Raw genomic sequence first — 25,520 nt, forward strand, 5'->3', positions numbered from 1 at the left:
GGGGGCCGCACCTCCTTCACAGCTCACCGAGAGGCCATGAGCGACAAATGACCGATGACATCCTGCGGATGCGCGGGATCACCAAGACGTTCCCCGGAGTCAAGGCGCTCCAGGACGTGAACCTCTCCGTGCGGCGGGGCGAGATCCACGCGATCTGCGGAGAGAACGGCGCCGGCAAGTCGACCCTCATGAAGGTGCTGTCCGGGGTCTACCCCCACGGGTCGTACGAGGGCGAGATCTCCTTCGACGGGGAGCCCTGCCGATTCTCCGACATCCGGGACAGCGAGCACCGCGGGATCGTCATCATCCACCAGGAACTGGCGCTCTCCCCTCAGCTGTCGATCGCGGAGAACATCTTTCTCGGCAACGAGCAGGCCACGCGTGGCCTGATCGACTGGAACCGCACCAACGCGGAGGCCGCGGCCCTCCTCGACCGTGTCGGCCTGCGGGAGAACCCGGTCACCACGATCTCCGACATCGGCGTCGGCAAGCAGCAGCTCGTCGAGATCGCCAAGGCGTTGTCCAAGAAGGTGCGGCTGCTCATCCTGGACGAGCCCACCGCCGCGCTGAACGACGAGGACTCCGAGCACCTGCTCGACCTGCTGCGCGGCCTGCGTGACGAGGGCATCACCTGCGTGATCATCTCGCACAAGCTCAACGAGGTCATGGCGATCGCCGACTCGATCACGATCCTGCGCGACGGCCGGACGATCGAGACGCTCGACATGGCGACCGGAGAGGTCACCGAGGACCGCATCATCGCCGGCATGGTCGGCCGGGCCCTGGAGAACCGCTTCCCGCCGCACGAGCCGCAGATCGGCGAGGAGGCCCTGCGGATCGAGGACTGGACGGTCCACAGCCCGACGCAGCGCGGCCGGGCGGTCGTCTCCGGCGTCAACATGACGCTGCGGAAGGGCGAGATCGTCGGCCTCGCCGGCCTCATGGGCGCCGGCCGCACCGAGCTCGCGATGAGCATCTTCGGCCGCACCTACGGCACCAACATCTCGGGCCGCCTGTTCAAGGAAGGCCGGCCGATCGAGGCGCGGTCGGTGCGCGAGGCGATCCAGAACGGCATCGCGTACGCCACCGAGGACCGCAAGCGGTACGGCCTCAACCTGATCGAGGACATCAAGCGCAACGTCTCGGCGGCCGCGCTGTCGAAGCTGGCCCGCCGGGGCTGGGTCAACGACAACGAGGAATTCCGCGTCGCCGACGAGTACCGCTCCAGCATGAACATCAAGGCGCCCAGCGTCTCGAGCGTCACCGGCAAGCTCAGCGGCGGCAACCAGCAGAAGGTCGTCCTGGCCAAGTGGATCTTCACGGACGCGGACGTCCTCATCCTGGACGAGCCGACCCGCGGCATCGACGTCGGTGCCAAGTACGAGATCTACACGATCATCAACCGCCTCGCCGACTCCGGCAAGGCCATCCTCGTCATCTCGTCGGAACTGCCGGAGCTGCTGGGTCTGTGCGACCGGATCTACGCGCTGTCGGCCGGCCGGATCACCGGTGAAGTCCAGCGCGGCGACGCGACGCAGGAACGGATCATGCAGTACATGACGAAGGGACTGGACTAGATCCGATGAGCAGCAGCACCTCCCCCTCTGACGCGGCCCTCGCGTCGGGCGCGAAGGACGCGCCCGCACCGGGCACGCCCGGCAGGTCATCGGGCCTGTCGATCAACGTACGGCAGAGCGGCATCTACATCGCCTTCGCGCTGATCGTGTTGCTGTTCACGGTTCTCACCGACGGGGCGCTGCTCCAGCCGCAGAACATCTCGAACATCATCGTTCAGAACTCCTACATCCTGATCCTGTCGATCGGGATGATCCTGATCATCATCGCCGGGCACATCGACCTGTCGGTCGGTTCGGTCGTCGCGGTCACCGGCGCCATCGCCGCCGTGCTGATGGTCAACTACGGAGTGCCCTGGCCGCTGGCGCTGCTCATCACGCTGATCGCCGGTGCCCTCATCGGCGCCTGGCAGGGGTACTGGATCGCCTACTTCGGCATCCCGGCCTTCATCGTCACGCTCGCCGGCATGTTGCTGTTCCGCGCGCTCACCCTCACCGTCCTGGGCAACCAGGGCATCGGCCCGTTCCCCGACGCGGTGCGCACCCTGTCGAACGGCTTCACCGACGGTTACCTGGGCAACATCGGCCTCGGCCCCCTGGGCGGCGCCGACCTGTTCAGCCTGCTGATCGGCATCGTGGCGGTAGCGGGCGTGGCGATCACCCAGTGGCGCTCCCGCGCGGCACGGCTGGGCTACCGGCAGGCCGTCGACTCGATCCCGGTCTTCCTGCTCAAGGTGGTCCTGGCCGCCGCGGTCATCCTCTTCGTGGTCGTGCAGCTCGCCCGGTTCAAGAACCTGCCCTGGGTGCTCGTGCTGCTTGCGGCGCTCGTGCTGGGCTACTCGCTGGTGACCAACCGGGCCGTGTTCGGCCGGCGGATCTACGCCATCGGCGGCAACCTGCAGGCCGCGCTCCTGTCCGGCATCAAGGTCAAGTCGGTCATCTTCTGGATCTTCGTCAACATGGGCGTCCTGTCGGCGATCGCCGGCATCATCTTCGCCGGCCGGCTCAACCAGGCGGGCCCCACCGCGGGCAACTCCTTCGAGCTCGACGCGATCGCGGCGGCGTTCATCGGCGGCGCGGCCGTCCAGGGCGGCGTCGGCAAGGTGGTCGGCGCGGTCACCGGCGGTCTCATCATGGGCGTCATCAACAACGGCATGTCCCTCATCGGCGCGCCGAGTGAGCGGGTCATGCTCGTGAAGGGCGTCGTCCTGCTGGCCGCCGTCGCGTTCGACGTGTGGACCAAGCGCCGGGCGGCGAGCTCCAGCCGCTGAACCCCGCACGACCGGAAGGCCGGGCGCCGAGACGTGATCGCGTCTCGGTGCCCGGCCTTTCTCCGTTCCGGCGCCGCCGCTCGGGTCAGGCTTGCGGCGCCTCCTGGGCCGGAAGGGCACCGAGTTGCCGCATCTGTGCGAAGACGTCGACGATTCCCCAGATCTCGGCGATGCGGCCGCCTGCGAAGCGGACGATGAAGATCTCGCCGTACGTGACGGATCTGCCGGTGGGCGCCAGACCCCGGTACTCGCCCTGGTGCGTCCCGGTGACCGTGTTCCGGTAGACGACCTTGTCCCCCTCCGCGATCACGTCCTCGATCTCGACGTGGATGTCGGGGAACGCGCGCAGGAGCAGTCTCCACACGTGCTTGAGCGCCTGCACCCCCGGCGCGTCCATCGCCACCGGCGCGTGGAACACCAGGTCCGGGTCGACGACCTCGTCGATCGTCTTCGCGATGAGATCGGCGTCGCGGCTGTTCACGGCGTCGTGGAAACGGCTGAACGTGGCCTGGTTGCCGGTGGCCCGGGTCGTCGGCATGTGGTCTCTCCTCTGGTCGGTCTGAACGTTCGAGTGGCCGGCGCCGCTCGCCGCGGGATGTGCGGCGGCCCGCCCGGATCGGGTCACTTCTGGAGGACGGCCTGGATCTCCAGGCTGATCGAGACCACGTCGCCCACCACGACGCCGCCGCCGTCCATCGGGATGATGTGGTCGACGCCGAAGTCGCGCCGGTTGATCTGCGCGGTCGCGGAGAAGCCGGCCCGGTGCCCGCCGAACGGATCCGGGCCGAACCCGCCCACCTCGACGGTCAGCGGCACCTGGCGGGTGACGCCGTGCAACGTGAGTTCGCCGTCGACGAGCCAACCGTCGTCGGTCCCGCGGACTTCGGTCGAGCGGTAGCTCATCGTCGGGTGCCTGCCGACGTCGAAGTAGTCGATGGAGCGGAGGTGGCCGTCCCGCCGTCCGAAGCCGGTGTCGATGGACGCGAGGTCGATCGTCGCGGCGACCGACGAGCTCAGCGGGTCCTCGCTCGTGACGATCGTGACGTCGTATCCGGTGAACCGGCCGCGAACCGTGCTGATCATGAGGTGCCGGACGGAGAAGCCGATCTCGGAGTGCACCGGGTCGGCCGTCCAGGTGCCGGCCAGGTATCCGGGGATCTCGACGGCCGGGCGTGCCGGGGCGGCCTGTACGCCCGCGCGGCCGCGCGGATCACGAGATGGGGACGAAAGGTTGTCGCTCATACTCAGGCGACGAACGGGCGCCCGCCGGCGGGACGCCCGGGATCAGAGTTCTTCGATCCTTCGGGTCAGGAACCGCCGCTCGGGGGTCGTGGTGGCCAGTTCGAGCGCCCGGCCGTACGCGGCTCTCGCCGCGTCGTCCCGGCCGAGCCGCCGCAACAGCTCCGCGCGGGTCGAGTGGAAGTAGAGATAGCCGTCCAGGTCGAGGCGGTCGACGGCACGCAACGCGCCACCGGGGTCACCGGCCTGGGCGAGCGCCACGGCGCGGTTGAGCTCGACCACCGGGGAGCCGGTGAGCTCGGCCAGCCGCCCGTACAGCTCGGCGACCTGCGGCCAGTCGACGCGCTCCCGCGTCTGCAGCGACGCGATCGCGGCCTGGACGACATAGGAGCCCCGCCCGCCGAGCGCAAGCGCCCGATCGAGCGCCGCCCGCCCCTCCTCGATCTGGCCCATGTCCCACAACGACCGGTCCTGATCGTCGAGCAGCACGAGATCCTCGCCGGAGAACCGGGCCCGCCGCCGGGCGTGGTGGATCGTCATCAGCGCCAGCAGCCCGTGCGCCTCCGGTTCGCCCGGCATGAGCGCGGCCAGCATCCGGCCCAGGTGGATGGCTTCCGCGCCGAGGTCGACCCGGCCGCGGTAGCCCTCGTTGTAGATCAGGTAGATGACGGCGAGCACCGCGTCGAGGCGGTCGGGCAGGCGGTGCGCGGCGGGTACCGCGAACGGGATCCCGGTTGCCTTGATCTTGTTCTTGGCGCGGGACAGGCGCCGCTTCATGGTCTCCTCGGAGACGAGGAAGGCCCGGGCGATCTCGGCGGTCTCCAGTCCTCCGAGGGCGCGCAGCGTGAGCGCCACCTGCCCCTCCAGCGCCAGCGCCGGGTGGCAGCAGGTGAAGATCAGTTCCAGCCGTTCGTCCTTGATCACGGTGTCGTCGGGCTCCTCCATCACGGCGTCGGGCTCCGGCAGCAGCAGGTGGATCTTCTCGGCCAGGGTGCGCTCCCGGCGGATCCGGTCGATCGCCCGGTTGCGGGCGGTCGTCACCAGCCACGCACCCGGGTTGGTCGGCACTCCCGACTCCGGCCACCGCCGGGCCGCGATCGCGAACGCCTCCTGCGCGGCGTCCTCGGCCCGGTCGAAGTCGCCGAGGAACCGGACCAGCGAGGCCAGCACCCGGCCCCACTCGTCCCGGAAGACCTCCTCCAGAACGCTCAGCGCTGCACCACCGGCCGGACCTCCACCACGCCGCCGACCCGGGCGGCCGGGACACGCGCCGCGATCTCGAGCGCCTCGTCCAGGTCGGCCGCCTCGATCATGCAGATGCCGCCGAGCACCTCCTTGGTGTCGGCGAACGGCCCGTCGGTCACCAGCGTCCGGCCGCCGACCACGCGCACGCTGGTCGCCGTCTCCGCGGGATGTAACTGCGTGGCGCCCACGCAGCGGGCGTCATCGGCCAGGACCTGGTACTCGGCGTACGCCTCCTCGCGGTCGGCGTCCGACAGCGCCTCGACCTGGCCGGGCTCGTTGTAGATCAGCAAGGCGTACCGCATCTCGACCTCCGGGGCAGCGGGCTCTCACACGCACGACGAACGAGCGGCGGCGCGGGGGACACCGCCGGGATCTCATGATCCCAGGACGGCCGAGACACCGGTCGCGGCCCCGACGGCGTGTGTCAGGCGGACTTCTGTCCCCGTCCCCGCCGGCCGTCCGGCCGTCCCCGCGGCACCAGGGTCGGATTGACGTTGTCGAGCACGGTGTCGCGGTCGATGACGACCCTGGCCACGTCGTCCCTGCTCGGCACCTCGTACATCACGTTGAGCAGGATCTCCTCGAGAATCGCCCGGGCCGCCCGCGCGCCGGTGCGGCGCAGCAACGCCTGGTCGGCGATCGCTGTGACGGCGTCGTCGGTGAACTCGAGTTCCACGCCGTCGAGTTCGAAGAGCTTCTGATACTGCTTGATCAGCGCGTTGCGCGGCTCGGTGAGGATCCGCGCCAGCGCCGTCCGGTCGAGCGGGCGGAACGTGGAGACCACGGGAAGCCGCCCGACGATCTCGGGGATCAGCCCGAACGTCAGCAGGTCCTGCGGCGTGACCTCGGCGAGGACGTCCCGTTCGCCGGGGCCGCGCAGCACCCCGCCGAACCCCGCGCCTGAGCGGGCCGTCCGCCGCTCGATGATCTCCTCGAGGCCCGCGAACGCGCCGCCGACGATGAACAGCACGTTGGTGGTGTCGATCTGCAGGAACTCCTGCTGGGGGTGCTTGCGGCCGCCCTGCGGGGCGACGTTCGCCGTCGTGCCCTCCAGGATCTTGAGCAGCGCCTGCTGCACACCCTCGCCGGAGACGTCACGGGTGATCGACGGACTCTCGCCCTTCCTGGCGATCTTGTCGATCTCGTCGATGTAGACGATGCCGGTCTCGGCCTTCGCGATGTCGTGGCCGGCGGCCTGGACGAGCTTGAGGAGGATGTTGTCGACGTCCTCCCCCACATAGCCGGCCTCGGTCAGCGCGGTGGCGTCCGCGACGGCGAACGGGACGTCGAGCATCCGGGCCAGCGTCTGCGCCAGAAGGGTCTTGCCGGATCCGGTCGGGCCGATCATGAGGATGTTGGACTTGCCCAGTTCGACCTGCTCACTCCCCCCGGCTCCCGGGCGGATCCGTTTGAAGTGGTTGTAGACCGCCACCGACAGGGCCTTCTTGGCCTCGTCCTGGCCTATGACGTACTGGTCGAGGAACGCGTGGATCTCCCGCGGCTTCGGCAGGTGCCGCGGCTCGTCGACGGAGGGCTCTCCGAACTCCTCCGCGATGAGCTCGTTGCACAGGCCGACGCATTCGTCGCAGATGCAGATCCGGCCGGGGCCCGCGATGAGCTTCCTGACCTGCGAATGGGCTTTGCCGCAGAATGCGCACTTCAGCGGGTCGTGATCGGTGCGTGCCACGGGAGGAGGTCTCCTCAGCGATCGTGCGGGCGGGTTCGGAGGGTGCGGGCCGGGCTTCGAATGGTGTGATCAGATGATCTCAACATGTGAGTGGCAACGGTATCTTGCTCCGGAACGGACGGCAACGCCGGAGGAACGGACACGGCGACGCCGGAAGAGGGGGACCATGAGCCGGCTCACCAGGGCGCAGGCCCAGGAGCGCAACCGCGCCAAGGTGCTGGCCGCCGCGAGAGCCGAGTTCGCCGAACGGGGTTTCCGGGACGCCAAGATCGACGGTATCGCCGAGCGGGCCGAGCTCACCCGCGGCGCGGTGTACTCCAACTTCCCCGGCAAGCGGGCCCTCTACTTCGCCGTCCTGGCCGACCTGGCCGAACGGGCGCCCGAACCGTCGCAGGCCGAGCCCGGCCGCACTCCCGGGGACGCGCTCGGCGCGTTCGCCCGCGCCTGGGTGACCCGGTTCCCCCTCGCCACGGACGACCGGCACGGCATGGCCTCCCTGAACAGGGACCTGATGCCCGAGGTCCTCGCCGACGAACGCGTCCGGCGTCCGTTCGCGCAGCTCATGAAGCTCGACGCGATCCTGCTCGGGCTGGCGCTCGAACGCCTGACCCCGCAGAGGAGGCCCGGCGCCCGGCTGGTGCGGACCGCAGAGGTCGCGCTGACCACCCTGCACGGCGCTGCCCAGATGGCCGCCGCCGCACCCGGTTTCGTCGAGCCCTTCAACGTCGTCAGCGCGTGTGAGCGGCTCGCCGGCCTCGACCTGGGCGACCGGTGGCCGCCCCCGCCGATGATCCCCCCGACCCGTGCCGTGGACGAGCCGTGGGCGCCGCCGCCCGCGGTCGACCTGGTGCGCGGCGAAGCCGCACGGCTGACCGGAGACGGCGTCGTGACGATCCTGGGGCTGCACCGCGCGGCCGCCGCCGAGGACGCGGTCCGCGCCGCCGCCGCCGGCGCCGAGGTCACGGCCGTCCTGGTCACGAGTTCGCCGGGCGAACTGGCGCCCCTGGCGCGGCTGGTCGTCGCCGACCTGTGCATGTGTCTGCACCAGGCGTTCCCGATGGCGGCGTGGCCGCGCCTGCAGGTGGTGTGCGACGAGACGGGCGCCCTCGCCGAGGCGGCGGGCGTGCCGGCGGTCAGCGACGGGACCGAGACCGCCGTCCGCGTCTCGTCGGGCCGCGTCGTCGCCCGCGCCGAGGGTTTCGGCGCGGGCCACGCGGCGGCGTCTATCGCGCCCGCCTAGGGAGTGTCCAGGCGGCACCTAGCCCGCGAGCTTGTTCATCGACGAGACCGACCAGGTCAGCGTCAGGGCGCCGAGGGCCAGCGTGAGACCGAACGCGAGCGGGATCGACCCGTCGGTGAAGTCGCCGTCGAACAGCGAACGGCCCGCCTCCACCGCGTGGTAGAGCGGGTTGAAGTGGGCGACCGTCTGCATCCACTGCGGCGCCAGCGACATCGGCAACATGATGCCGGTGAGCAGGATCAGCGGCAGCGCGAAGAACTGCATGATCTGGCTCATCCCGTTCTCGTCCCGCAGCGCGAGCGCCAGGCCGTACGAGAGGCCGGAGGCGAGCAGGCCGGTCGCCGCCATGAGCACGAGCATCACGAGCACGCCCGGAGCGCTGGCGCGCATGCCCATCAGCCAGGCCAGGCCGATCACGAGGAGCGCCTGGAGGACCAGCACGAGCATGTCGCGCATGGTGCGGCCGAGCACGATCGCCGGACGCCACGCCGGGCTGACCGCCAGCCGCTCGAGATAGCCGTTGCGAATCTCGTTGATCATGCCGAAGCCCACGAACAGCGAGCCGAAGAGGGCGATCATCATCAGCACGCCCGGTGTGAACAGCCGGAGCGTGTCGCCCATCGTGCCGCCGACGGTGGTGTTGGCCACGAGCGGCGCGAACAGCAACAGGTAGAGCACGGGCTGGAGGATGCCGAACAGCGGCCACACCGGATTGCGCAGGGTGAGCCTGAGCTCGTAGCCGAGGAACAACATCGTGTGTCGGAACATCGGGGGTCCAATCGGTTCTCGTCGGGGTCCTGGAGTCTCAGTCGGCGTCGCGGAGGGATCGGCCGGTGTGACGCAGGAAGACGTCGTCGAGCGTCGCCCGGTCGAGCGAGATGGACTGGATGCCGAGCCCGCCGGCCTCCAGGGCGCGCAGCAGGTGGGGAAGGTTGTGCTCGCCGTCGTCGACGTAGACGCGCAGCGTCTCGTCCTCGGTGCGCACGTCCCTGACGTACGGCTCGGCGGACAGCAGGGCCTGGGCCGGCTCGTTCGCGGACTCCCCCAGCCTGAGCGTGACGACGTCGCCCGCGATCTCCTTCTTCAGGTCGTCGGGCGTGCCCTCGGCGACCACCAGCCCGTGGTCGATGATGACGAGCCGGTCGCAGAGCGCGTCGGCCTCCTCCAGGTAGTGCGTCGTCAGCAGCACGCTGGTCCCCTGCTTGCGCAGCGCCCGCACCTCGTCCCAGAGGTTGGCCCGGTTCTGCGGGTCGAGGCCGGTGGTCGGCTCGTCGAGGAAGAACAGCGGCGGCCGGTTCACGAGCCCGATGGCGAGGGCGAACCGCCGCTTCTGACCTCCGGAGAGGGTCTTGATCGGCCGGTCGGCGAACTCGGTCAGGCTGAACGCGGTGAGCAGTTCCTCGCTGCGGGTCTCCGCCTGCTTGCGGGACATTCCGCCGATCCGCGCGGCGAGGATGATCCCCTCGCGTCCCGGGGAGTTCTCATCGACGCCGCCGGCCTGGCCCACGTAGCCGATGTTCTCCCGCACCTTGCCCGGGTCCCTGGTCACGTCGTGGCCCGCGACGATCGCGGTCCCCGAGGTGGGCGGGATGAGGGTGGCGAGCATCCTGATCGTGGTGGTCTTGCCCGCACCGTTCGGGCCGAGCACGGCGAAGATCTGGCCCGCCTCGACTTCCAGGTCGACGCCTTTGACCGCTTCGACCTGCTCGGTCTTGCCGCGGCCCCGTTTGGCGGTGAACGTCTTGCGCAACCCGTGCGCTTCGATGATCACGTCTTCCTCTCCGTTCTGAGAGCCCTCGTGCCGTCAGTCGCCACGGACGCCGAGGGGGTGGATGGACGGTGGCCGGCGCCCTGGTGTGGGCGAGGGCGGGCCGGCCGTGCCAAGTCTGGATCCTCCGGCACGGGAAGAGTCAACCGATTTACGGCCGGATCCGTCCTTGGAATCGTTCATGCGGTCCGTACGACAGCGGACACGCCTGCCCGTGGGCGGTGGTCGTGTTAAGTCACGCTGACCGATGCCGCCTCCCCCATGATCCGTCTACCGTCGACGACGCCCGCCCTTCCCGACGGGCCCAGGCGCGGCTCGGCCCCGAGGTGGCGATCGTCTCCGCCGATCCGCCCCGGTAGGGCCGGTCGACACGGGACCTTTCCCCACCATGTGACGATCTCGACATTCCCCACGCATCAGGAGAAGCATGTTGTTCCGCCCTGCGACCGAGGCCGACCTCGATCGCGTCGTCGCCTTCACGGTCGACGAACCCATCAGCTGGATCCCCGCCGACCGCTATCTGGCCGAACTGGCCGAGAGGATGTACCGCCCCGAGTGGACCTGGATCGCCGAGGACGGCGACCGGATCGTGGGCCGTGCGCTGTGGTGGGGGCAGGCGACGAGCGAGCATCCGGCGCCCTGGACTGCCTCCACGTCGAGGCCTCGGTCGCCGACCGCGCCGCCTTGGCGGCCGGACTGCTCGGCGCGGGCCTGCGGGCCTTCCACGAGCAGGGCGCGCAGAAGCCGCCGATCTACAACCTGACGTTGCCGAACGGCTGGCGCGAGGATCCGGCCGTCTCCGCCGCGCTGTCCTGGCGACGGTCCGCGTCCCTGGCGGCGGGGCTCACCGACGAGGTGGAGCGGCTGCGCCTGGAGTGGACACCCGCGGCCGGCGTCCCGGCCTCGAGCGGCAGGCTCACCTTCGCCGAAGCCTCCGACGAGGAGTTCCTCGAGATGTTCAGGCGGATCGCACAGGGCAGCCTGGACAATGAGACCCGCAGGAACCTGACCGCCATGGGGGTCGAGGCCACGGCCCGCGAGGAGATGGACTTCTACCTCGGCTGCCCGGGCGAGCGCTCATGGTGGCGGCTCGCCCGCACCGCCGACGGGCAGGTCGCGGGGCTGGCGATCCCGTCCGCGACCCCGTACAACCGCAATGTCGGCTACCTCGGCGTGGTCCCGGAGTTGCGCGGCCGTGGATACGTCGACGACGTGCTGGCCGAGATCACCCGCTTCCAGGCGGAGGCAGGGGCGGAGCTCATCACGGCGACCACGGACACGTGCAACGCGCCGATGGCGGCCGCCTTCGCCCGAGCGGGCTACCACACCGCGCAGATCAGGATGGTGTACTCAGCACCGTCATGAGCTCGCCGCGGGAGCTGACGCCGAGCTTGGGGAAGGCCCGGTAGAGGTGGTGACCGACGGTGCGGGGGCTCAGGAACAGCTGTGAGGCGATCTCCCGGTTGGTCGCGCCGGTTGCGGCCAGGCGTACGACTTCGCGCTCCTGTGGGCTCAGCCGGCCGATGCGCCCGGCCGCGAGATCGGCCGTGTTCACGGCCTCGCCCGTGGCCTGCAGTTCGGCCCGGGCGCGGCGGGCCCACGGCCGGGCGCCGAGCCGTTCGAACGTCTCCAGTGCCTCGCGCAGATGACGGCGCGCGTCGGTCCTGCGGCGCATGCGGCGCAGCCATTCGCCGTAGAGCAGTTCGGTGCGAGCCCGGTCGAAGCCGATGCCGCCCTCGTGCGACTGGACGGCCGCCGCGAAGTGGAGTTCCGCCTCCTCGTCCGGGCCGATCAGGGCTCGGCAGCGGCGGGCGAGGGCGGCGATCGGCGGCCGGCCGGCGGTTCGCGCCCATTCCTCCAGCAGACGCGCGGGCTCGCGCGCCCGTTCCGGCCGCCCGGCGCGGACGGCCGCCTCGACCAGATCGGGGACCAGGAACATGGCCGGCAGAGGGTGGCCGACCTGTCTCCCGGCCGACTCCAGGTGCACCAGCGCCGCCTCAGCTCTGCCCGCCCCGAGTTCCAGCAGGCCGAGCGCCCACAGAGCGTCGGCCGCGCCCCTGCCGACCTCGTGGCCGCGCGTGTAGGCCAGGGCGTGTTCTCCCAGGTCGCGGGCTTGTTCCTCATCACCACGCACGGCGGCCAGCATGGCCGTCACGGTGCGCAGATAGGCGGCTCGGTGCGCCAGGTTGCAGTAGTCCGCGAGCCGCAGCCCTTCGGCGGCGTGCGCGGCGGCTTCGTCGTGGCGGCCGAGAGCCAGTTCCACCTGGGCGAGCAGATGAAGCGCCGTGGGCAGCCATCCGCCGATGCCATGCTCGCGGCAGTGCGCGGCAGCGGCGGCGGCGAGCTCGTGCGCGGTCTCGTGATCGGCGACCAGATGGCAGTAGCCGGCGGCCAGCAGCAGGTCCATGAACGCGGCCTCCGGCTCGCGGACGGCTCGCACGAGGTCGCCTAGCGCCTCCAGACCACCCGGCAGGTCGCCGCCGAACAGCCGGGCCGGCACGTCCATGACCAGGCCACCCTGCCCTCGGGCGGCGATGTCGGCGATCAGGCCGGCGTCTCCGGAGGACAAGGCCGAGTGCAGCGCGTCGCCCAGCAGCGAAGGCAACTTGTCGGGCCGGTCGGCGCCGATCAGGTCCGCGCATTCGAGCAGGATGCGGCTGGAGGCGGCGGGCCTGCCGTACCCGAGTTCGACGATGGCCCGCGCCCGGGCGAAGTCGGCCGCCACGCCCGCGTCCTGGATCGGATCCGTCACCAGCGCCGTCAGGTCGCCGCATCGCTCGTCCTGACCGCCGTCGGCGGCGGCCAGGGCCGCGGCGATGATCCGCCGCACCCGCGTGCCCGGGTCGGGAGTGAGCTGGGCGGCCCGCTCGTAGGCCGCCGACGCGGACGACATCGCCTGCCTGCCACCGGCCCACCGCGCGACACGTTCGAGCTCAGCGGCGACCTGTTCGTCGGGACCCGTCGCGGCGGCGGCCAGGTGCCAGGCGCGCCGGTGCGCGTGTTGGGGGGTCGTCATCGTCTCGGCCAGCGCCCTGTGCGCGGCGATGCGCCGGGCGAGCGGGGCACGCCGGTAGGCGGCGTACCTGATCAGCGGGTGGCGGAAGCGCAACGTTTCACCCGACAGGAAGACCAGCCCGGCGTGCTCAGCGGGTTCGAGGTCCGCGATCGAGACCTCGAACCGGCCGGCCGCGTCCAGCACCAGGCCGAGGTCGCCGGTGTCGTCGGCGGCAGCCACGAGCAGCATCGCCTGTGTGGCGGCGGGAAGGCGGCCGATCTGTGCCAGGAACGCGTCCTGGATCCGGCCGGAGGGCGGCGACGCGGTCTCGGGCAGCGCCAGCGGGCTCAACCGGCCGGCGCGTTGGGCCGGGGTCAGGGCGGCGGACAACTCGATGATCGCCAGTGGGTTGCCCTGCGCCTCGGCCACGATCCGGTCCAGCACATACGGGGGAAGGCCGGCGACCAGGGCCGCCGCCTCCTCCCGGTCGAGTCCCGGGAGCCGCAGAGCGGGCAGGCCCTTCACGGTGGCGTCGCGCGTGCCGTCCCGGACCGCGAAGATCATCACGACGCCTTCCGCCTGCAGCCTGCGGGCGGCGAACACCAGCGCGTCCACCGACTCGGTGTCGAGCCACTGGGCGTCGTCGACCAGGCACAACAGCCGTCCCTCACCCACGGCCTCGGCCAGCGTCGTGAGCACCGCCAGGCCGATCGTGAACCGGTCGCGCACCACACCGTCGGTGAGCCCGAACGCGGCCCGCATGGCCGCCGCCTGCGGTCCGGGGAGCCGGCCGAGGAGGTCCATCACCGGCAGGAAGAGCTGGTGCAGGCCGCCGAAGGCGAGTTCCATCTCTGACTCGATGCCCTCGACGCGGAGCACGCGGACGCCGTCCGCGCGTTCGGCGGCGTAGTCGAGCAAGGCGGTCTTCCCGATTCCCGCCTCGCCGTGGATCAGCAGCGCGCTGCTTGTGCCCGTGGCGGCGTTCGTGAGCATCTGATCAATCTGGTCACGCTCCGCGACCCGCCCCTGCAGCATCAGCACAACTTATCTATTGCTTGCACATTCCTCTCAATCGCACCCTTTCTCCCGCATCGGACACGGATTCTCGCCGCCGAACCGGGCCTGCCGACGTGCCGATAGCTTCCCTTAACTTCCCTAAACCTCCTCCGCATGGCATGCTTGAAGGGAATTCAAGGGACAAGAGGGTGTTGTGGTGTCCGACCAGCTCTATTCGGTGGACCAGGTGGCCGACCTACTGGGACTCCATGTGAAGACCGTTCGCGGCTACGTACGTGACGGCCGGTTGAAGGCGGTCCGCATCGGGGGCAGGCAGTACCGGATCGCCCGCGACGACCTCGAGGCGTTCACCGGGCATCCGGTCGCCACGCCGGCGCGGGAGGACGCGCGGCGGCACCGGCGGACCGAGGTGACCGGCATCGTGCAGATCGACGCCGTCGACCCGACCACGATGAACCGCCTGAGCACCCTGGTCACGGCTTCCGTCGCCCACCCCCATGACGGCGAACGCCTGCACATCGAGATCGTCTACGACGAAGAGAGGGCGAGCATGAAGATCATCCTTGTGGGCGATCTGAACACCACCGCCGACCTGCTCAAAATCATCAGCGTGATCGCGGACGAGCAGCCGTGAGCGCCCTCTACACCTCGGCAGAGGGCGCACGCGCCGTCGAGCGGCGTTACCGCGAGTACCTCGACGCCTGGCCGGTGCCCGGCGAGCAGTCGCGCGTCCCGACCCGCGAGGGCGAGACGTTCGTCATGTCCTGCGGGCCGCGGGACGCCCCTCCCCTGCTTCTGCTGCACGGGTCGAAGGCGAACGCGGCGATGTGGGCGGCGGACGCCGCCGTCTGGTCCGCGCACTTCCGCGTCCACGCCGTCGACATGATCGGTGAGCCGGGTCTCAGCGCGCCCTCACGGCCCGCGCTCGGGTCGGAGGCGTACGCGTCGTGGCTCGACGACGTGCTGGACGCCCTTGGCGTCGAGCGCGCGTCACTGGCCGGAGTCTCGCTCGGCGGATGGCTGGCCGTCGACTACGCGGCCCGGCGCCCCGAGCGGATCGACCGCCTGGTGCTCCTGTGCCCCGGCGGCATCGGCCGGCAGAAGTACGGCGTGCTGCTCGCGGCCGTGCCGCTCGCCCTGTTCGGGCGGCGAGGACGGCGGACCCTTATGCGGCTCGTCCTCGGCGTCCGCCCGTCCGCGGAACAGAGCACGGATCCGGAGAGCGCCCGGTCGTTCGCCGATTTCGTGATGCTCATCGACAGGCACTTCAGGCCGCGGAGGGATCGGCTCCCCGTCTTCGCCGGCGAAACGCTCCAGCGGCTGACGATGCCCGTGCTGGTGATCGTCGGCGGCAGGGACGCCCTGCTCGACTCGTACGGCACCCGCCGGCGGATGGAGCGGAACGTGCCGCACGCGACGGTCGACCTCCTGGAGGACGCCGGGCACCTCCTGCAGGGGCAGACGTCGCGGATCCTCGGGTTCCTGCGTGACACGGAGGGAGATCGCGGTCATGCCTGACACGCTGCGGCACCTCGGCGGCGTCCCCGTCCTCGTGTGCGAGCCCGAGGGGCCCGTGCTGCGCGGCGAGCGTGAGGCGCTGGACCTCATCGGAGAGGCGTTCGGCGTGGGCGCGGAATGGGTCGCGGTGCCGGCGAGCCGTCTCGGTGAGGACTTCTTCCGGCTTCGCACGCGGGTCGCCGGCGACGTCATCCAGAAGTTCGTCAACTACCGGCTCGGTCTCGCCGTCCTCGGTGACGTCACCTCGCACACGAACGAGAGCCCCGCCCTGCGCGACTTCGTCTACGAGAGCAACAGAGGCGCGCAGACGTGGTTCCTCCTCGACGCCGAGAGCCTCGCCGACCGGCTGGCGCGGACCACCGCCGCCGACGGCTCAGGAGACTGACGGGCCCGGCAGGTCTGGACGGAGACCGCGAAGCCGTCCCCCACAGTGCGTCGACTGTGGCGGGTCGAGCACGGGGGACGGCTTCGCGTCACCGCGTCACGGCGCGGCGGCTCCGGAGCGTTCTCAGACGGCCGACGCGCGGAGCGGCGCGAGGGCGCGGCTCCAGGCGACGAGCTGGTCGAGGAGGGTCGTGAGGCTGTCCTCGTGGTAGGCCGCCGGGGTGAAGATGTGGTAGTTCTCGAAGTCCGTCGCCAGCGACAGCGCCACCTGCGCGCGCACGTCCGCGACCTGCAACTCGGCCATGATCAGGCGAAGGTGCTCCACCGCCCGGGCACCGCCGACGGAGCCGTAGCTGACGAAGCCGGCCGCCTTGTTATTCCACTCGCCGTACAGGAAGTCGATGGCGTTCTTCAGCGCGCCTGACGTGGAGTGGTTGTACTCCGGCGTCACGAAGACATAGCCGTCGAACTCAGCGATCTTCGCAGCCCACGCATGGGTGTGCGGCTGCGAGTACTGGCCCATCGACGGGGGGACGGCCTCGTCCAGGTGGGGCAGGTTGTAGTCCTTCAGGTCGACAAGCTCGAACTCGGCGTCGCTGCGCTTGCTCGCCAGCTCGAGGACCCACTTGGCGACGGCCTCGCCGTTGCGGCCCGGCCGGGTGCTTCCGAGAATGATCGCGATCTTGGTCACGGGAAACTGCACTTTCTTTGAGATCGGGACAGTGCGCCCGCCCAGGGGAAACAAAAGGGCAGCTCAGGGCGCCACGCCCAAAATAGTTGCTGAGCGGAACAAACAGTAGCACCGGTTGTTGCTTCGTCAAGTAAATAGGTCGTTGATTAGGCAAGGAAGTAGACTGGCCCCCGTGGCAGCCACACACCTCCAGCCCCTGTCGGCCGACGAAGAGGCCGCCTGGCGGGCTCTGGCTCATGCGCTCATCGTCCTGCCGCGCGCCCTGGACGCCGAACTCGTCGCCGGTCACGGCATGAGCCTGAGCGAGTACGGCGTCCTGGTCCAGCTCTCCGAGGTGCCCCACCGGCAGCTCAGGATGAGCGAGCTGGCGTCGATGAGCAGTTTCACCCCCGCCGGCATGACGCGCATCGTCGACCGGCTCGTCGCCCAGGGCTTCGTCGAACGCCGCAAGTGCGCGGCGGACGGCAGGGGGTCGTTCGCGGTGCTCACCGATGCCGGTTTCCGCCACCTCGAGACCGCCTACCCCGCCCATCTCGCGAGCGTTCGCCGGCACGTCATGGACCACATCGACCCGGGCGATCTCGACGCGTTCATGCGCATCATGTCCAAGGTGAGCGAGTCGGCATGCCGAGGGTGAGCGAGCCGGCCGCGGCCTGACCCGGCCCCGTCACATCCCGTCGTCGACGCCCTGGCCCGCCGGTTCGCCCGTGCCCGCTTTCATCAGAGCGCACCGGTCGAACGCCAGGCAGCCGCAGCTCGCGCACCCTCCGAACACCTCGCGGGCGCGCCGCAACCTCGAGAGCCTGTCGTCGAGATGCGTGCTCCAGCAGCGCGCGGCCCTGATCCAGAACTCCCTGGTCGGGGCGGCGCCTTCGGGCAGGATCCCGAGGACCTCCCCGATCATCGCGACGGGCACGCCCGCGTTCCTCGAAGCCCGGATGAACGCGACCTTGCCCACCGCGGCATGGCCGTACCTGCGCTGGTTCCCGGGAGTGCGGCGGCTGCGGAGCAGCCCCTGCCGCTCGTAGAACCGCAGCGCCGTGGCCGGCACACCGCTGCGCTCGGCCAGCTCGCCGATCGTCAGCTCGTCGGCCTCTCTCGGTGACACGCGATCACCCTAGCTTGACTTACACCATTGTTTAAGTCCGAGCCTTTCCCCTGAGGCGCCCGCGCGGGTTCCTCGCGCCGGTCATGCGGGCCGGCGGTCTGCGACATCGAGGGGATGTTCATGTCTGGTTCTCTGGTGATCGGCGCGACCGGCAACGTCGGGCGGCACGTCGTCTCCCATCTGCTGGACGGCGGGGCCGACGTGCGGGCCCTGGCCCGCAGGCCGGCGGCCGGCCTGCTGCCCGAGGGTGTGCACGTCGTGCAGGGCGACCTCACCGACGCGGGCACGCTCGACGCGGCGCTGGACGGAGTGACGAAGGTCTTCCTGCTCTGGCCCTTCCTGTCCGCCGACGCGGCGCCCGCGGTCGTGGACGCGCTCGCCGGGCACGCCCGCCAGGTCGTCTACCTGTCCGCGATGTCGGTCCGCGATGATCTGAAGCCGGAGGAGAACGGGTTCTGGGGCGAGGTCGAGCACCTCATCGAGCGCTCGGCGCTCGACTGGACCTTCCTGCGGGTCGGCGGCCTCGCGGCCAACACACTCGGATGGGCGGACCAGATCCGCACGGAAGGCGTCGTGCGATGGCCGTACGGCGCGGCTGCCCGGTCCCTCATCCACGAGCGGGACGTCGCGGCCGTGGCGGCGCGGGCCCTCCTCGAGGACGGGCACACGGGCGCGAAGTACGTCCTCACCGGGCCGGAGGCGGTCACTCAGGCGGACCAGGCGCGCCTGATCGGCGAGGCGATCGGCCGGCCCGTGCGCTGGGAAGAGCTGCCTCCGGAGTCGGCACGGGAGCAGTTGCTCGCCTCGTGGGGCGATCCCGCCTTCGTCGACGGCGCGCTGGGTTACTGGGCCACGCTCGCCGACCGGCCGGAGCCGGTGACGCACACGGTGGAACAGGTCACGGGCGTACCCGCGCGCACGTTCGGCGAATGGGCGCGGGAGCACGCCGGTGTCTTCTCCCCCGCGGCTCGGAGCTCACGCGCATAGGCCGATCTCCGGGTGGCCTTCTGCGCGTGTCTCAGGCGTCGGCGTCGGCCGGACGCACCGAGGCCGACCAGCGCTGCTCGATCCGGCCGAACCGCCAGACGGCCAGCGCGACGACCCAGGTGAGCACGAACAGCGCCACGATCCCGTAGCCGACGTAGTTGAGGTCGAGACCGGCGATCGCCGCCAGCGGGCCGGTCTCGATCCCGAGCTTGTCCGCGAGCAGTCCGAGCAGTTCGACGGCTCCGACGATGACCGCGACCGCCACCGACAGCGCCGTGATCGTGATGTTGTAGTAGACCTTGCGCACCGGCTTGGAGAAGGCCCAGCCGTACGCGAAGTTCATGAAGCAGCCGTCGATGGAGTCCAGCAGGCTCATCCCCGCGGCGAACAGCACGGGCAGGGTGAGCACGGCGTACCAGGGCAGGTTGAACACCGCCGCGCCGCCCGCCAGGACCAGCAGGGACACCTCCGTGGCCGTGTCGAATCCCAGGCCGAACAGCAGTCCGATCGGATACATGTGCCAGGGCTTGCGTACCGCCTTGGTGGCGCCCGACAGGATCCGGTTCATGAAGCCGCGCTTGTTGAGCTGCTCCTCCAGCGCGGCCTCGTCGAAGGCTCCCCGGCGCATCTGACGGAAGACCTTGAGGATGCCCCACAGGACGATCATGTTGATCAGCGCGATGATCACGAGGAAGACGCCGGACACGAGCGTTCCGATGAGCCCGGTCACGCTCTGCAGGGTGGACGACTCGCTCTCGACCTGCCCCGCGAGGGTCCGCACGCCCAGGCTGAGGAGCAGGCACAGGCCGAACACTATCGACGAGTGGCCGAGAGAGAACCAGAACCCCACGGAGAGCGGGCGCTGACCGTCGGCCATCAGCTTCCTGGTCGTGTTGTCGATGGCCGCGATGTGGTCGGCGTCGAACGCGTGCCGCATGCCCAGGGTGTACGCCGTGACGCCCAGGCCCACGGTGAAGGCGCCGGACGTCCCGAGCTGGTAGTGCCGCGGGGCGATCAGGGCGAGGAGGGAGAACCAGCCGGCGATGTGCAGGGCGATGACGAAGGCCGCCATCCCCCCGAGCCGGATCCACTCCTCGCGCGACATCCCCGACATTCGGCGCCGTACCGCGGCCGCCGGACTTCCCATCCGAGCCCCCCTTAGGACATTCCGGATATTAGGGATATTGCGAGCCCTTTGCAATTGGGAAGTGTCGGCGAAGGGGGACTCCGATCACCAGGCGCCCGCCGGGGAACCGAAGAAATCACGCAGCGGCCGGGCCACGACGAGGGGGTCGTCGTCCGGCGCCGAGTGTCCGACGCCCGGCAGGGTGATGCTCCTCGCCTGCGGCAACACGGCGGCGAGTCGCTTCAGGGCGCCGTCGAAGTAAGCGGGGCTCCGCGTTCCGCCGAGCAGCAGCACGCGCGCCGGCAGCGTCGCGTATTCCTCGACGGTGTCGGCCACTTCTGTGATGATGCGCACGTCGTAGTGTTGCGTGGGGATCAGTTCTGCGATGGGGACGTCATCCTCTGGAAGGTCCCGCTGGAGGCGCGAGCCGATCGCCATGAGGGGCACGAGCACGAACCGCGGGACACGACCGAACACCGGCTCGGCCCCCAGCCCCTTCATCGCCGTGACCAGCGCAGAGCCGATCCTGCCCGTGGCGATCTCACGGTCGTAGCGCGGCACCCACTCCAGCGGCACCGAGCCGTCGAGGGACAACGGCGGCTCGTAGAGGGCCAGCCGGTCGATCGCGGGGGTGACGAGGGCCGCGCGCAGCGCGACGAGCGCACCCGAACTCAGGCCGAAGACCCGGGTGGCACCGGTCGCCGCGACGAGGGCCTGCAGGTCTTCGACCTCACGCACGACGCCGAAGTCGTCACCGTGAGGTCCGCTGAGCCCGCGTCCTCGCCGGTCGGGCACATGGACGGTGAACTCGGCCGAGAGCGCCCCTGCGAGTTCCATCAGGTGCTGCGCCGCCAGCATCCCGCCGTGCAGGAAGATCAGGCCGGGGCCGTGGCCGACCTGACGGTAGCCGACCGTCGTGCCGTCAGCGGAGCGAACCTGACCTGTGACGTATCCGGGCACCCGCATCGCCTCCATCTACGTGACCGATGCGGCGACCTCGTCGACCACTCATATCGCCGCACGTGAACAACGTTCACGTGTACATTGTTCACGTAGGCGGAGCCGGACTGTCAACCCGTCCAGGAGGGTCCAGTGGGAGAGCGGCAGGCCCAGGTCCTTCAGGCGGCGATCGAGTTGCTCGACGAGGTCGGCCTGGACGGTCTGACCATGCGGGTGCTGGCGAGCAGGCTGGGGGTCCGCGCGGGCGCGCTGTACCGGCACTACCCCAGCAAGCAGGCCCTGCTTGACGCGATGGTCGCGCACCTCGCCACTCCACCGGCCGGCCCGCCTGCTCCCGACCGCCCCTGGGACGAGCGGCTGCGCGACGTCGCGATGGGCATGCGCGAGGTCAGGCTGGCCCATCTCGACGGCGCGCGGCTCATGTCCACCTTCCACCATCCGGGCGGCGACGCCGTCGCCGGCTTCCACGGCCTGGTCGGCGTCCTGGTCACCGCCGGCCTCCCCGCCGACGGTGCCCTCGTCGCCGTCGACACCGTCGTGGCCTACGTCAACGGCTACACGATCGAGGAACAGGCCCGGGAAGACGTCGCCGGTGCCCGGTCCCGAGAGCAACGCGACCGCGCCTTCGGCGACGGCCTCGAACTGATCATCTCGGGCGTCCGGGGATCCCTGCGAGATCAGCCCGGACCAGCCGGATCCGGACGCGGCGCGTGACTTGTCGAGCCTGGCCGCCTGAGCGATCAGGTGGTGCCGCTCCGCTTCGCCGGTGGTCCTGGCAGCGGCTGCGCGGCAGTTCGCCGCGGCGGCCTACCCATGCTGATCGCCGACCGTGCGCCGTCCGGCGACTCGGCGTTCCACCATCAGGTCCTCGACGGCTCTAGGGATGGTGGTTTCGAAGTCCAGCAGCTTCGCCCAGTCCGGCTCAACGGTGATGAGGACCATCTGGTCGTACAGGGACCGCACCCCCTGCTCCCAGCCCGCGAAGTGCTCGGCCGGGACCACCTTCCTGGACGCTTCGACGTACGAATCCGGCACCCCGTCAACCAACTCGACCCGTGCCGCGCCACGGATCAGCAGCACCCGTGGCGGCCACTCGTCCTGGGTGTCGATGGTGAGGGCCACCCTCGGATTCCGCCGCAGCGCCCGAACCTTCGCCGATTTCGGCACGGTGGCCATGACCACCTGCTCGCCGGTCCACCAAAACCCGATCGGAATCGCCCGCGGCGCACCGTCGACGCCGACGTAGGCCAGCCGCGCGGGGATCGACGACCCCAGCAACTTTCGCGATATCGGCTTGGCCAGCACCTCGGCGACGTCTCGGCGATCCATGTCCATCTCCCTCGTCGGTTGACACGCCCACTCGGCGCGTTCATGAGTTGGACGGAGCCGCCCGCGCGTTCTCGACATGTTCCGGTATCCGTGCGGAGGACTTCGGAGTCACCGAAGGGTGGACTGCAGGGGCGGCGCGACCGCATCCGGTTTCGCGCGGACGGGAGGATGCGGTCTTGCGCGGTCCGGGAGGCATCCGGTTTCGCGCGGACGGGAGGATGCGGTCTTGCGCGGCGCTTGAGGCATCCGGTTTCTGACGGGCGGGACCTTAGAAGCCGTGCCGGCGGTCGCCCAGCACGATCGCGCTGACCTCGCGTTCCATCGCCGCGGAGAAGGGCGACCTGCGGGTGGCCACGGCCCGGCGCGTGTCCTCGGCGACCAGGTCGGCGTTGATCGCCGCGGCGGCCCGCACGCCCGCGGCGGCGGCGCCGACGACCTGCTCCATCAGGTTGGCCACGTTGCCCGCCACCCACACCCCGGGCACGTCGGTCGCCCCTGAGGGATCGGCGGCGATGTAACTGCCGATCACATGACCGCCTGCCTCCTGGTCGGTCGGCTTGAGCCCCAGCCCGCCGAGGATCTCGGCTCTGGCGGTGAAACGCGGGGTCGTCGCCAGGGCGCTGCGGGGGACCACCCTGCCGTCCGCCAGCCGTACGCCGGCGAGCCTGCCGTCCGCGGCTTCCAGCCCGGTCACCGGTCCGTCCACCACCGCGATGCCGCGGGCGGCCAGTTGCTCCCGTTCGTCCTCGGTCGGGGTGGGCGCCGTGTGCAGGAAGAGGGTCACGTCCTCGCTCCACTGCCGCCACAACAGCGCCTGGTGCACCGCCAGCGGACCGGTGCCGAGGACGCCGATCGGCTGGTCGCGCACCTCCCAGCCGTGGCAGTACGGGCAGTGGAGCACGTCGCGTCCCCACAGCTCCGCGAGCCCCGGCACGTCGGGCAGCTCGTCGACCAGGCCGGTGGTCACCAGCAGCCGGTCCGCCGCCACCCTGGATCCGTCTTCGAGCGTGAGGAGGAAGCCTCCGGCGTCCCGGCGTTCAGCCGTCGCCACGCGGCCCGTCACGATCTCACCGCCGTAGCCGATCACCTCGGCGCGGCCGGACGCGAGCAGTTGCGCGGGCGGCATCCCGTCGCGCGACAGGTAGCCGTGCACCTGGGCGGCGGGCGCGTTGCGCGGCCGCCCGTCGTCGATCACCAGCACCGAGCGACGTGCCCGCGCCAGGGTCAGGGCCCCGCTGAGGCCGGCTGCTCCCCCGCCGACGACCACGACGTCATGGCGCCGTGGCGTACCGGTGCGGGGGGCGTTTTCTTCTGGGGTCATGAGTGGTACCTCCGTTCGTCAGCCGAAATGCTCGGCCCTCACGAACCCCCCTGACAAAATTTGTTGCCACCTCAGCAACTCCCCCCTTGGCGTGATCATGCACGGATTCGGAGAAGGGCTCGGCGACCTGCGCGTATCCGTCCCGTGATCATGCACGGACTCGCGCCACCCCTCGCCGACCTCCCCCTCCCCTTGGCGTGATCATGCTCGGATTCGGAGAAGGGCCTGCCGACGTGCGCGTATCCGTCCCGTGATCATGCATGGACTCGCGCCACCCCTCGCCGACCTGCGCTCTTCGAGTTCATGATCATGCAGGCACTCGTCGCCGATACCCGCCCATCGATCACCGGCCTGCGACAGGCCCCTCGTACGGCGAACAGGCCGCCTGGCGAGCGTGCATGATCACCAGAGGCGTCTTCCCAGGCCCGGGCATCATTCAACGAACTTGCGCATGATCACGAACCGGGAATGCCCAGGCCGGCAGGGCCTCCACCGAATCCGTGCATGATCACGCGCAAGGGATGGTGCCATGGTGGTGTCATGATGGCGCCATTGAGGGCTATCAATGACGCCATCGGTGTGTCATCATGACGTCATGGACCTCACGCCCTACGTCGACAACCTCCGGCACGAGCTCGCGGTCGCCGCGGCGGCGGGCGGCGACGACGCCCGCGCCCTGGCCGAGCGGCTCACCGCACCTCTGGAGTCCGCCGTCCGGCTCACGCTGCTCGGCGCCCTGACCGCCGCCATGGACCAGGTGACCCGTGATCTGGCGCCGGGCTCGGTCGACGTACGGCTGCGCGGTCTCGACCCCGAGTTCGTGGTGACGCAGCCGCCGTCGCAGGAGCCGCACATGAGATCCGGAGAGTACGACGGCGCGCCTGTCAGTGCGCGGCCCATCGTCCCTCCCGCTCCCGCGGACGGCGACGACGGCACGGCCGCCCGGATCAACTTCCGCCTCCCCGCTCATCTCAAGGCCCGCGTCGAAGACGCCGCAGGACAGGAAGGGCTCTCGGTCAACGCCTGGCTGGTGCGGGCCGTCGCCACCGCGCTGGAGCCCGGTGAGGGCGCTCCTCCGGCCGGGCGGAACCGCAGAGGTCACCAGAGCTACACAGGCTGGGTCCGCTGACCGGTACCCGCCACTAGTCATCCACCCGCTCCACCAGCGGGAACGCACACCACAGTCATGAGGACGGCACCGCCATGCCCATTTTCGACACCCCCGAACCGATCTCCGTCATCCTCGAGTTCGATATCGGATCCGCCCGGATCGTGGCCGGCGACCGCACCGACACGGTCGTCGAGGTGCTGCCGACCGACGGCGCCAACGACGACGACGTGCGGGCCGCGCAGCAGACCAAGGTCACCTGCTCGGGAGGCACCCTGCTGGTCAAGGGGCCGAGGAAGCGCTCACTGTTCGGCATGAGCGGCTCGCTCGACATCAGTGTCGAGGTGCCCGCGGGCTCGGACGTGCGGGGCACCGCCGCTTTGGCCGACTTCGTCTGCGACGGTCGTCTCGGCGATTGCAGGATCAAGACCGCGGTCGGCGACATCCAGGTCGACCAGGCGAAGACCGCACACCTGAAGACCGACCACGGAGAGGTCCGCGTCGACCGCGTGGCGGGCGACGCCGAGATCGCCGGGGTGGGCAGGATCGACGTCGGCGGCATCGGCGGCAGAGCGACGCTCAAGAACTCCAACGGCGAGACCACGGTCGGCGAGGTCGCGGGCGAGTTGGAGGCCACCTCGTCCAACGGCCGGGTCAACGTCGGCGTCGCGCGCGCCGGAGTCGAGGTCAGGGCCGCCAGCGGGGGCATCCGGGTCGGCGAGGTGGCACGCGGCCGGGTCATGCTGCAGACCGCGCTCGGCGACGTCGAGGTCGGCATCCGTGAGTCCACCGCCGCCTGGCTCGACGTGAACACCCGCATCGGCCGGGTGCGCAACTCTCTCGGCCCCTCCGAAGGGCCCGAGGCGTCCGACGAGACCGTCGAGATCCGCGCCCGCACGGGGCTCGGCGACATCGTGATCCGCCGCTCCTGATCGCACCCACCGCAGAGCGC

Annotated in this window: 26 protein-coding genes; 12 read left to right on the top strand and 14 right to left on the bottom strand. The window is 70.4% G+C overall.

What is annotated here, in order from left to right; all coding sequences use genetic code 11:
- Positions 1-47 precede the first annotated feature (47 nt).
- Both mmsA and mmsB read left to right on the top strand, forming a co-directional pair.
- The gene (gene mmsA / locus Pka01_RS09365; protein ID WP_203882232.1) at positions 48-1,577 is read left to right on the top strand and encodes a multiple monosaccharide ABC transporter ATP-binding protein; all 1,530 of its coding nucleotides are present in this window, start codon (positions 48-50) and stop codon (positions 1,575-1,577) included.
- Positions 1,578-1,582: 5 nt separating this feature from the next.
- On the top strand, positions 1,583-2,845 hold the full coding sequence (gene mmsB / locus Pka01_RS09370) for a multiple monosaccharide ABC transporter permease (RefSeq protein ID WP_203882233.1): 1,263 nt from the start codon (positions 1,583-1,585) through the stop codon (positions 2,843-2,845).
- An 85-nt stretch (positions 2,846-2,930) separates the two neighbouring features.
- Here mmsB and Pka01_RS09375 read toward each other — a convergent pair whose 3' ends face one another.
- From Pka01_RS09375 to clpX, 5 genes are all read right to left on the bottom strand, one after another.
- Entirely contained in the window at positions 2,931-3,383 is a 453-nt protein-coding gene (locus Pka01_RS09375; protein WP_203882234.1) for an ester cyclase, read from the bottom strand.
- A gap of 83 nt (positions 3,384-3,466) precedes the next feature.
- On the bottom strand, positions 3,467-4,087 hold the full coding sequence (locus Pka01_RS09380) for a YceI family protein (RefSeq protein ID WP_203882235.1): 621 nt from the start codon (positions 4,085-4,087) through the stop codon (positions 3,467-3,469).
- A gap of 42 nt (positions 4,088-4,129) precedes the next feature.
- A complete protein-coding gene (locus tag Pka01_RS09385) occupies positions 4,130-5,254 on the bottom strand; it encodes an RNA polymerase sigma factor (RefSeq protein WP_239114854.1) in 1,125 nt (374 codons plus the stop codon).
- Positions 5,255-5,292: 38 nt separating this feature from the next.
- Positions 5,293-5,631 carry a YciI family protein gene (locus Pka01_RS09390; protein ID WP_203882236.1) on the bottom strand — a complete coding sequence of 113 codons (339 nt, stop codon included), beginning with the start codon at positions 5,629-5,631 and terminating at the stop codon, positions 5,293-5,295.
- Positions 5,632-5,753: 122 nt separating this feature from the next.
- Entirely contained in the window at positions 5,754-7,016 is a 1,263-nt protein-coding gene (gene clpX, locus Pka01_RS09395) for an ATP-dependent Clp protease ATP-binding subunit ClpX (RefSeq protein ID WP_203882237.1), read from the bottom strand.
- 166 nt (positions 7,017-7,182) lie between these two features.
- Here clpX and Pka01_RS09400 point away from each other — a divergent pair, with 166 nt between their 5' ends.
- Positions 7,183-8,256 carry a TetR/AcrR family transcriptional regulator gene (locus Pka01_RS09400; protein WP_203882238.1) on the top strand — a complete coding sequence of 358 codons (1,074 nt, stop codon included), beginning with the start codon at positions 7,183-7,185 and terminating at the stop codon, positions 8,254-8,256.
- A gap of 18 nt (positions 8,257-8,274) precedes the next feature.
- On the opposite strand, the gene Pka01_RS09405 is transcribed toward Pka01_RS09400, so the two are convergent.
- Both Pka01_RS09405 and Pka01_RS09410 read right to left on the bottom strand, forming a co-directional pair.
- The gene (locus Pka01_RS09405; protein ID WP_203882239.1) at positions 8,275-9,024 is read right to left on the bottom strand and encodes an ABC transporter permease; all 750 of its coding nucleotides are present in this window, start codon (positions 9,022-9,024) and stop codon (positions 8,275-8,277) included.
- A 37-nt stretch (positions 9,025-9,061) separates the two neighbouring features.
- Positions 9,062-10,027 (bottom strand): ATP-binding cassette domain-containing protein, encoded by a 966-nt coding sequence (locus Pka01_RS09410; RefSeq protein ID WP_203882240.1) that lies wholly within the window; start codon positions 10,025-10,027, stop codon positions 9,062-9,064.
- Positions 10,028-10,630: 603 nt separating this feature from the next.
- On the opposite strand from Pka01_RS09410, the gene Pka01_RS09415 reads away from it, so the two are divergent.
- Positions 10,631-11,389 (top strand): GNAT family N-acetyltransferase, encoded by a 759-nt coding sequence (locus tag Pka01_RS09415; RefSeq protein WP_203882241.1) that lies wholly within the window; start codon positions 10,631-10,633, stop codon positions 11,387-11,389.
- Here Pka01_RS09415 and Pka01_RS09420 read toward each other — a convergent pair.
- Positions 11,361-14,054, bottom strand: a complete 2,694-nt coding sequence (locus tag Pka01_RS09420) for an ATP-binding protein (RefSeq protein ID WP_203882242.1) — start codon at positions 14,052-14,054, stop codon at positions 11,361-11,363. The two genes, Pka01_RS09415 and Pka01_RS09420, sit on opposite strands and share 29 nt — an antisense overlap.
- 178 nt (positions 14,055-14,232) lie before the next feature.
- Between Pka01_RS09420 and Pka01_RS09425 the strand changes: the two genes are divergently transcribed.
- Genes Pka01_RS09425 through Pka01_RS09435 form a run of 3 tightly spaced genes read left to right on the top strand, consistent with a single transcriptional unit; the run spans position 14,233 to position 15,939 of the window.
- On the top strand, positions 14,233-14,670 hold the full coding sequence (locus Pka01_RS09425; protein ID WP_203882243.1) for a helix-turn-helix domain-containing protein: 438 nt from the start codon (positions 14,233-14,235) through the stop codon (positions 14,668-14,670).
- Positions 14,667-15,554, top strand: a complete 888-nt coding sequence (locus tag Pka01_RS09430) for an alpha/beta fold hydrolase (RefSeq protein WP_203882244.1) — start codon at positions 14,667-14,669, stop codon at positions 15,552-15,554. The genes Pka01_RS09425 and Pka01_RS09430 overlap by 4 nt, the downstream gene beginning before the upstream one ends.
- A complete protein-coding gene (locus tag Pka01_RS09435) occupies positions 15,547-15,939 on the top strand; it encodes a DUF4180 domain-containing protein (RefSeq protein WP_203882245.1) in 393 nt (130 codons plus the stop codon). Before Pka01_RS09430 ends, Pka01_RS09435 begins: the two co-directional genes overlap by 8 nt.
- Positions 15,940-16,062: 123 nt before the next feature.
- Here the strand turns inward: Pka01_RS09435 and Pka01_RS09440 are convergent, their stop codons facing one another.
- Positions 16,063-16,629 (bottom strand): NADPH-dependent FMN reductase, encoded by a 567-nt coding sequence (locus tag Pka01_RS09440; RefSeq protein WP_203882246.1) that lies wholly within the window; start codon positions 16,627-16,629, stop codon positions 16,063-16,065.
- A gap of 172 nt (positions 16,630-16,801) precedes the next feature.
- Here Pka01_RS09440 and Pka01_RS09445 point away from each other — a divergent pair, with 172 nt between their 5' ends.
- On the top strand, positions 16,802-17,266 hold the full coding sequence (locus tag Pka01_RS09445; RefSeq protein ID WP_203882247.1) for a MarR family winged helix-turn-helix transcriptional regulator: 465 nt from the start codon (positions 16,802-16,804) through the stop codon (positions 17,264-17,266).
- Between the two features lie 30 nt (positions 17,267-17,296).
- On the opposite strand, the gene soxR is transcribed toward Pka01_RS09445, so the two are convergent.
- The gene (gene soxR / locus Pka01_RS09450) at positions 17,297-17,737 is read right to left on the bottom strand and encodes a redox-sensitive transcriptional activator SoxR (RefSeq protein ID WP_203882248.1); all 441 of its coding nucleotides are present in this window, start codon (positions 17,735-17,737) and stop codon (positions 17,297-17,299) included.
- A gap of 120 nt (positions 17,738-17,857) precedes the next feature.
- On the opposite strand from soxR, the gene Pka01_RS09455 reads away from it, so the two are divergent.
- A complete protein-coding gene (locus Pka01_RS09455) occupies positions 17,858-18,724 on the top strand; it encodes an NAD(P)H-binding protein (protein WP_203882249.1) in 867 nt (288 codons plus the stop codon).
- Between the two features lie 31 nt (positions 18,725-18,755).
- On the opposite strand, the gene nicT is transcribed toward Pka01_RS09455, so the two are convergent.
- Together nicT and Pka01_RS09465 are read right to left on the bottom strand one after the other, a co-directional pair.
- Complete coding sequence (gene nicT, locus Pka01_RS09460) at positions 18,756-19,871, bottom strand: Nickel transporter NicT (protein ID WP_239114855.1); 1,116 nt, start codon at positions 19,869-19,871, stop codon at positions 18,756-18,758.
- A gap of 84 nt (positions 19,872-19,955) precedes the next feature.
- A complete protein-coding gene (locus Pka01_RS09465) occupies positions 19,956-20,810 on the bottom strand; it encodes an alpha/beta fold hydrolase (RefSeq protein WP_203882250.1) in 855 nt (284 codons plus the stop codon).
- A 132-nt stretch (positions 20,811-20,942) separates the two neighbouring features.
- Between Pka01_RS09465 and Pka01_RS09470 the strand changes: the two genes are divergently transcribed.
- Positions 20,943-21,524 carry a TetR/AcrR family transcriptional regulator C-terminal domain-containing protein gene (locus Pka01_RS09470; RefSeq protein WP_203882251.1) on the top strand — a complete coding sequence of 194 codons (582 nt, stop codon included), beginning with the start codon at positions 20,943-20,945 and terminating at the stop codon, positions 21,522-21,524.
- 93 nt (positions 21,525-21,617) lie between these two features.
- Here Pka01_RS09470 and Pka01_RS09475 read toward each other — a convergent pair whose 3' ends face one another.
- Positions 21,618-22,139, bottom strand: coding sequence for a pyridoxamine 5'-phosphate oxidase family protein (locus tag Pka01_RS09475; RefSeq protein WP_203882252.1), 522 nt, complete (start codon positions 22,137-22,139; stop codon positions 21,618-21,620).
- Between the two features lie 268 nt (positions 22,140-22,407).
- Entirely contained in the window at positions 22,408-23,460 is a 1,053-nt protein-coding gene (locus Pka01_RS09480; protein WP_203882253.1) for an NAD(P)/FAD-dependent oxidoreductase, read from the bottom strand.
- Between the two features lie 595 nt (positions 23,461-24,055).
- Between Pka01_RS09480 and Pka01_RS09485 the strand changes: the two genes are divergently transcribed.
- Together Pka01_RS09485 and Pka01_RS09490 are read left to right on the top strand one after the other, a co-directional pair.
- Positions 24,056-24,589: a hypothetical protein gene (locus Pka01_RS09485; RefSeq protein ID WP_203882254.1), complete on the top strand. Its 534-nt coding sequence runs from the start codon at positions 24,056-24,058 to the stop codon at positions 24,587-24,589.
- A gap of 74 nt (positions 24,590-24,663) precedes the next feature.
- Positions 24,664-25,500 carry a DUF4097 family beta strand repeat-containing protein gene (locus tag Pka01_RS09490; protein ID WP_203882255.1) on the top strand — a complete coding sequence of 279 codons (837 nt, stop codon included), beginning with the start codon at positions 24,664-24,666 and terminating at the stop codon, positions 25,498-25,500.
- Positions 25,501-25,520 lie beyond the last annotated feature (20 nt).

The sequence above is a fragment of the Planotetraspora kaengkrachanensis genome (assembly GCF_016862895.1).
Taxonomy (GTDB): Bacteria; Actinomycetota; Actinomycetes; order Streptosporangiales; family Streptosporangiaceae; genus Planotetraspora; species Planotetraspora kaengkrachanensis.

Coding starts and splice junctions, on each gene's coding strand:
- Pka01_RS09400 (WP_203882238.1), top strand. CDS start 7,183: ATGAGCCGGCTCACCAGGGCGCAGGCCCAGGAGCGCAACCGCGCCAAG.
- Pka01_RS09475 (WP_203882252.1), bottom strand. CDS start 22,139: ATGGATCGCCGAGACGTCGCCGAGGTGCTGGCCAAGCCGATATCGCGA.
- Pka01_RS09490 (WP_203882255.1), top strand. CDS start 24,664: ATGCCCATTTTCGACACCCCCGAACCGATCTCCGTCATCCTCGAGTTC.
- nicT (WP_239114855.1), bottom strand. CDS start 19,871: ATGGGAAGTCCGGCGGCCGCGGTACGGCGCCGAATGTCGGGGATGTCG.
- Pka01_RS09420 (WP_203882242.1), bottom strand. CDS start 14,054: ATGCTGCAGGGGCGGGTCGCGGAGCGTGACCAGATTGATCAGATGCTC.
- Pka01_RS09380 (WP_203882235.1), bottom strand. CDS start 4,087: ATGAGCGACAACCTTTCGTCCCCATCTCGTGATCCGCGCGGCCGCGCG.
- Pka01_RS09480 (WP_203882253.1), bottom strand. CDS start 23,460: ATGACCCCAGAAGAAAACGCCCCCCGCACCGGTACGCCACGGCGCCAT.
- Pka01_RS09455 (WP_203882249.1), top strand. CDS start 17,858: ATGTCTGGTTCTCTGGTGATCGGCGCGACCGGCAACGTCGGGCGGCAC.
- Pka01_RS09390 (WP_203882236.1), bottom strand. CDS start 5,631: ATGCGGTACGCCTTGCTGATCTACAACGAGCCCGGCCAGGTCGAGGCG.
- Pka01_RS09405 (WP_203882239.1), bottom strand. CDS start 9,024: ATGTTCCGACACACGATGTTGTTCCTCGGCTACGAGCTCAGGCTCACC.
- Pka01_RS09435 (WP_203882245.1), top strand. CDS start 15,547: ATGCCTGACACGCTGCGGCACCTCGGCGGCGTCCCCGTCCTCGTGTGC.
- mmsA (WP_203882232.1), top strand. CDS start 48: ATGACCGATGACATCCTGCGGATGCGCGGGATCACCAAGACGTTCCCC.
- mmsB (WP_203882233.1), top strand. CDS start 1,583: ATGAGCAGCAGCACCTCCCCCTCTGACGCGGCCCTCGCGTCGGGCGCG.
- Pka01_RS09485 (WP_203882254.1), top strand. CDS start 24,056: ATGGACCTCACGCCCTACGTCGACAACCTCCGGCACGAGCTCGCGGTC.
- Pka01_RS09375 (WP_203882234.1), bottom strand. CDS start 3,383: ATGCCGACGACCCGGGCCACCGGCAACCAGGCCACGTTCAGCCGTTTC.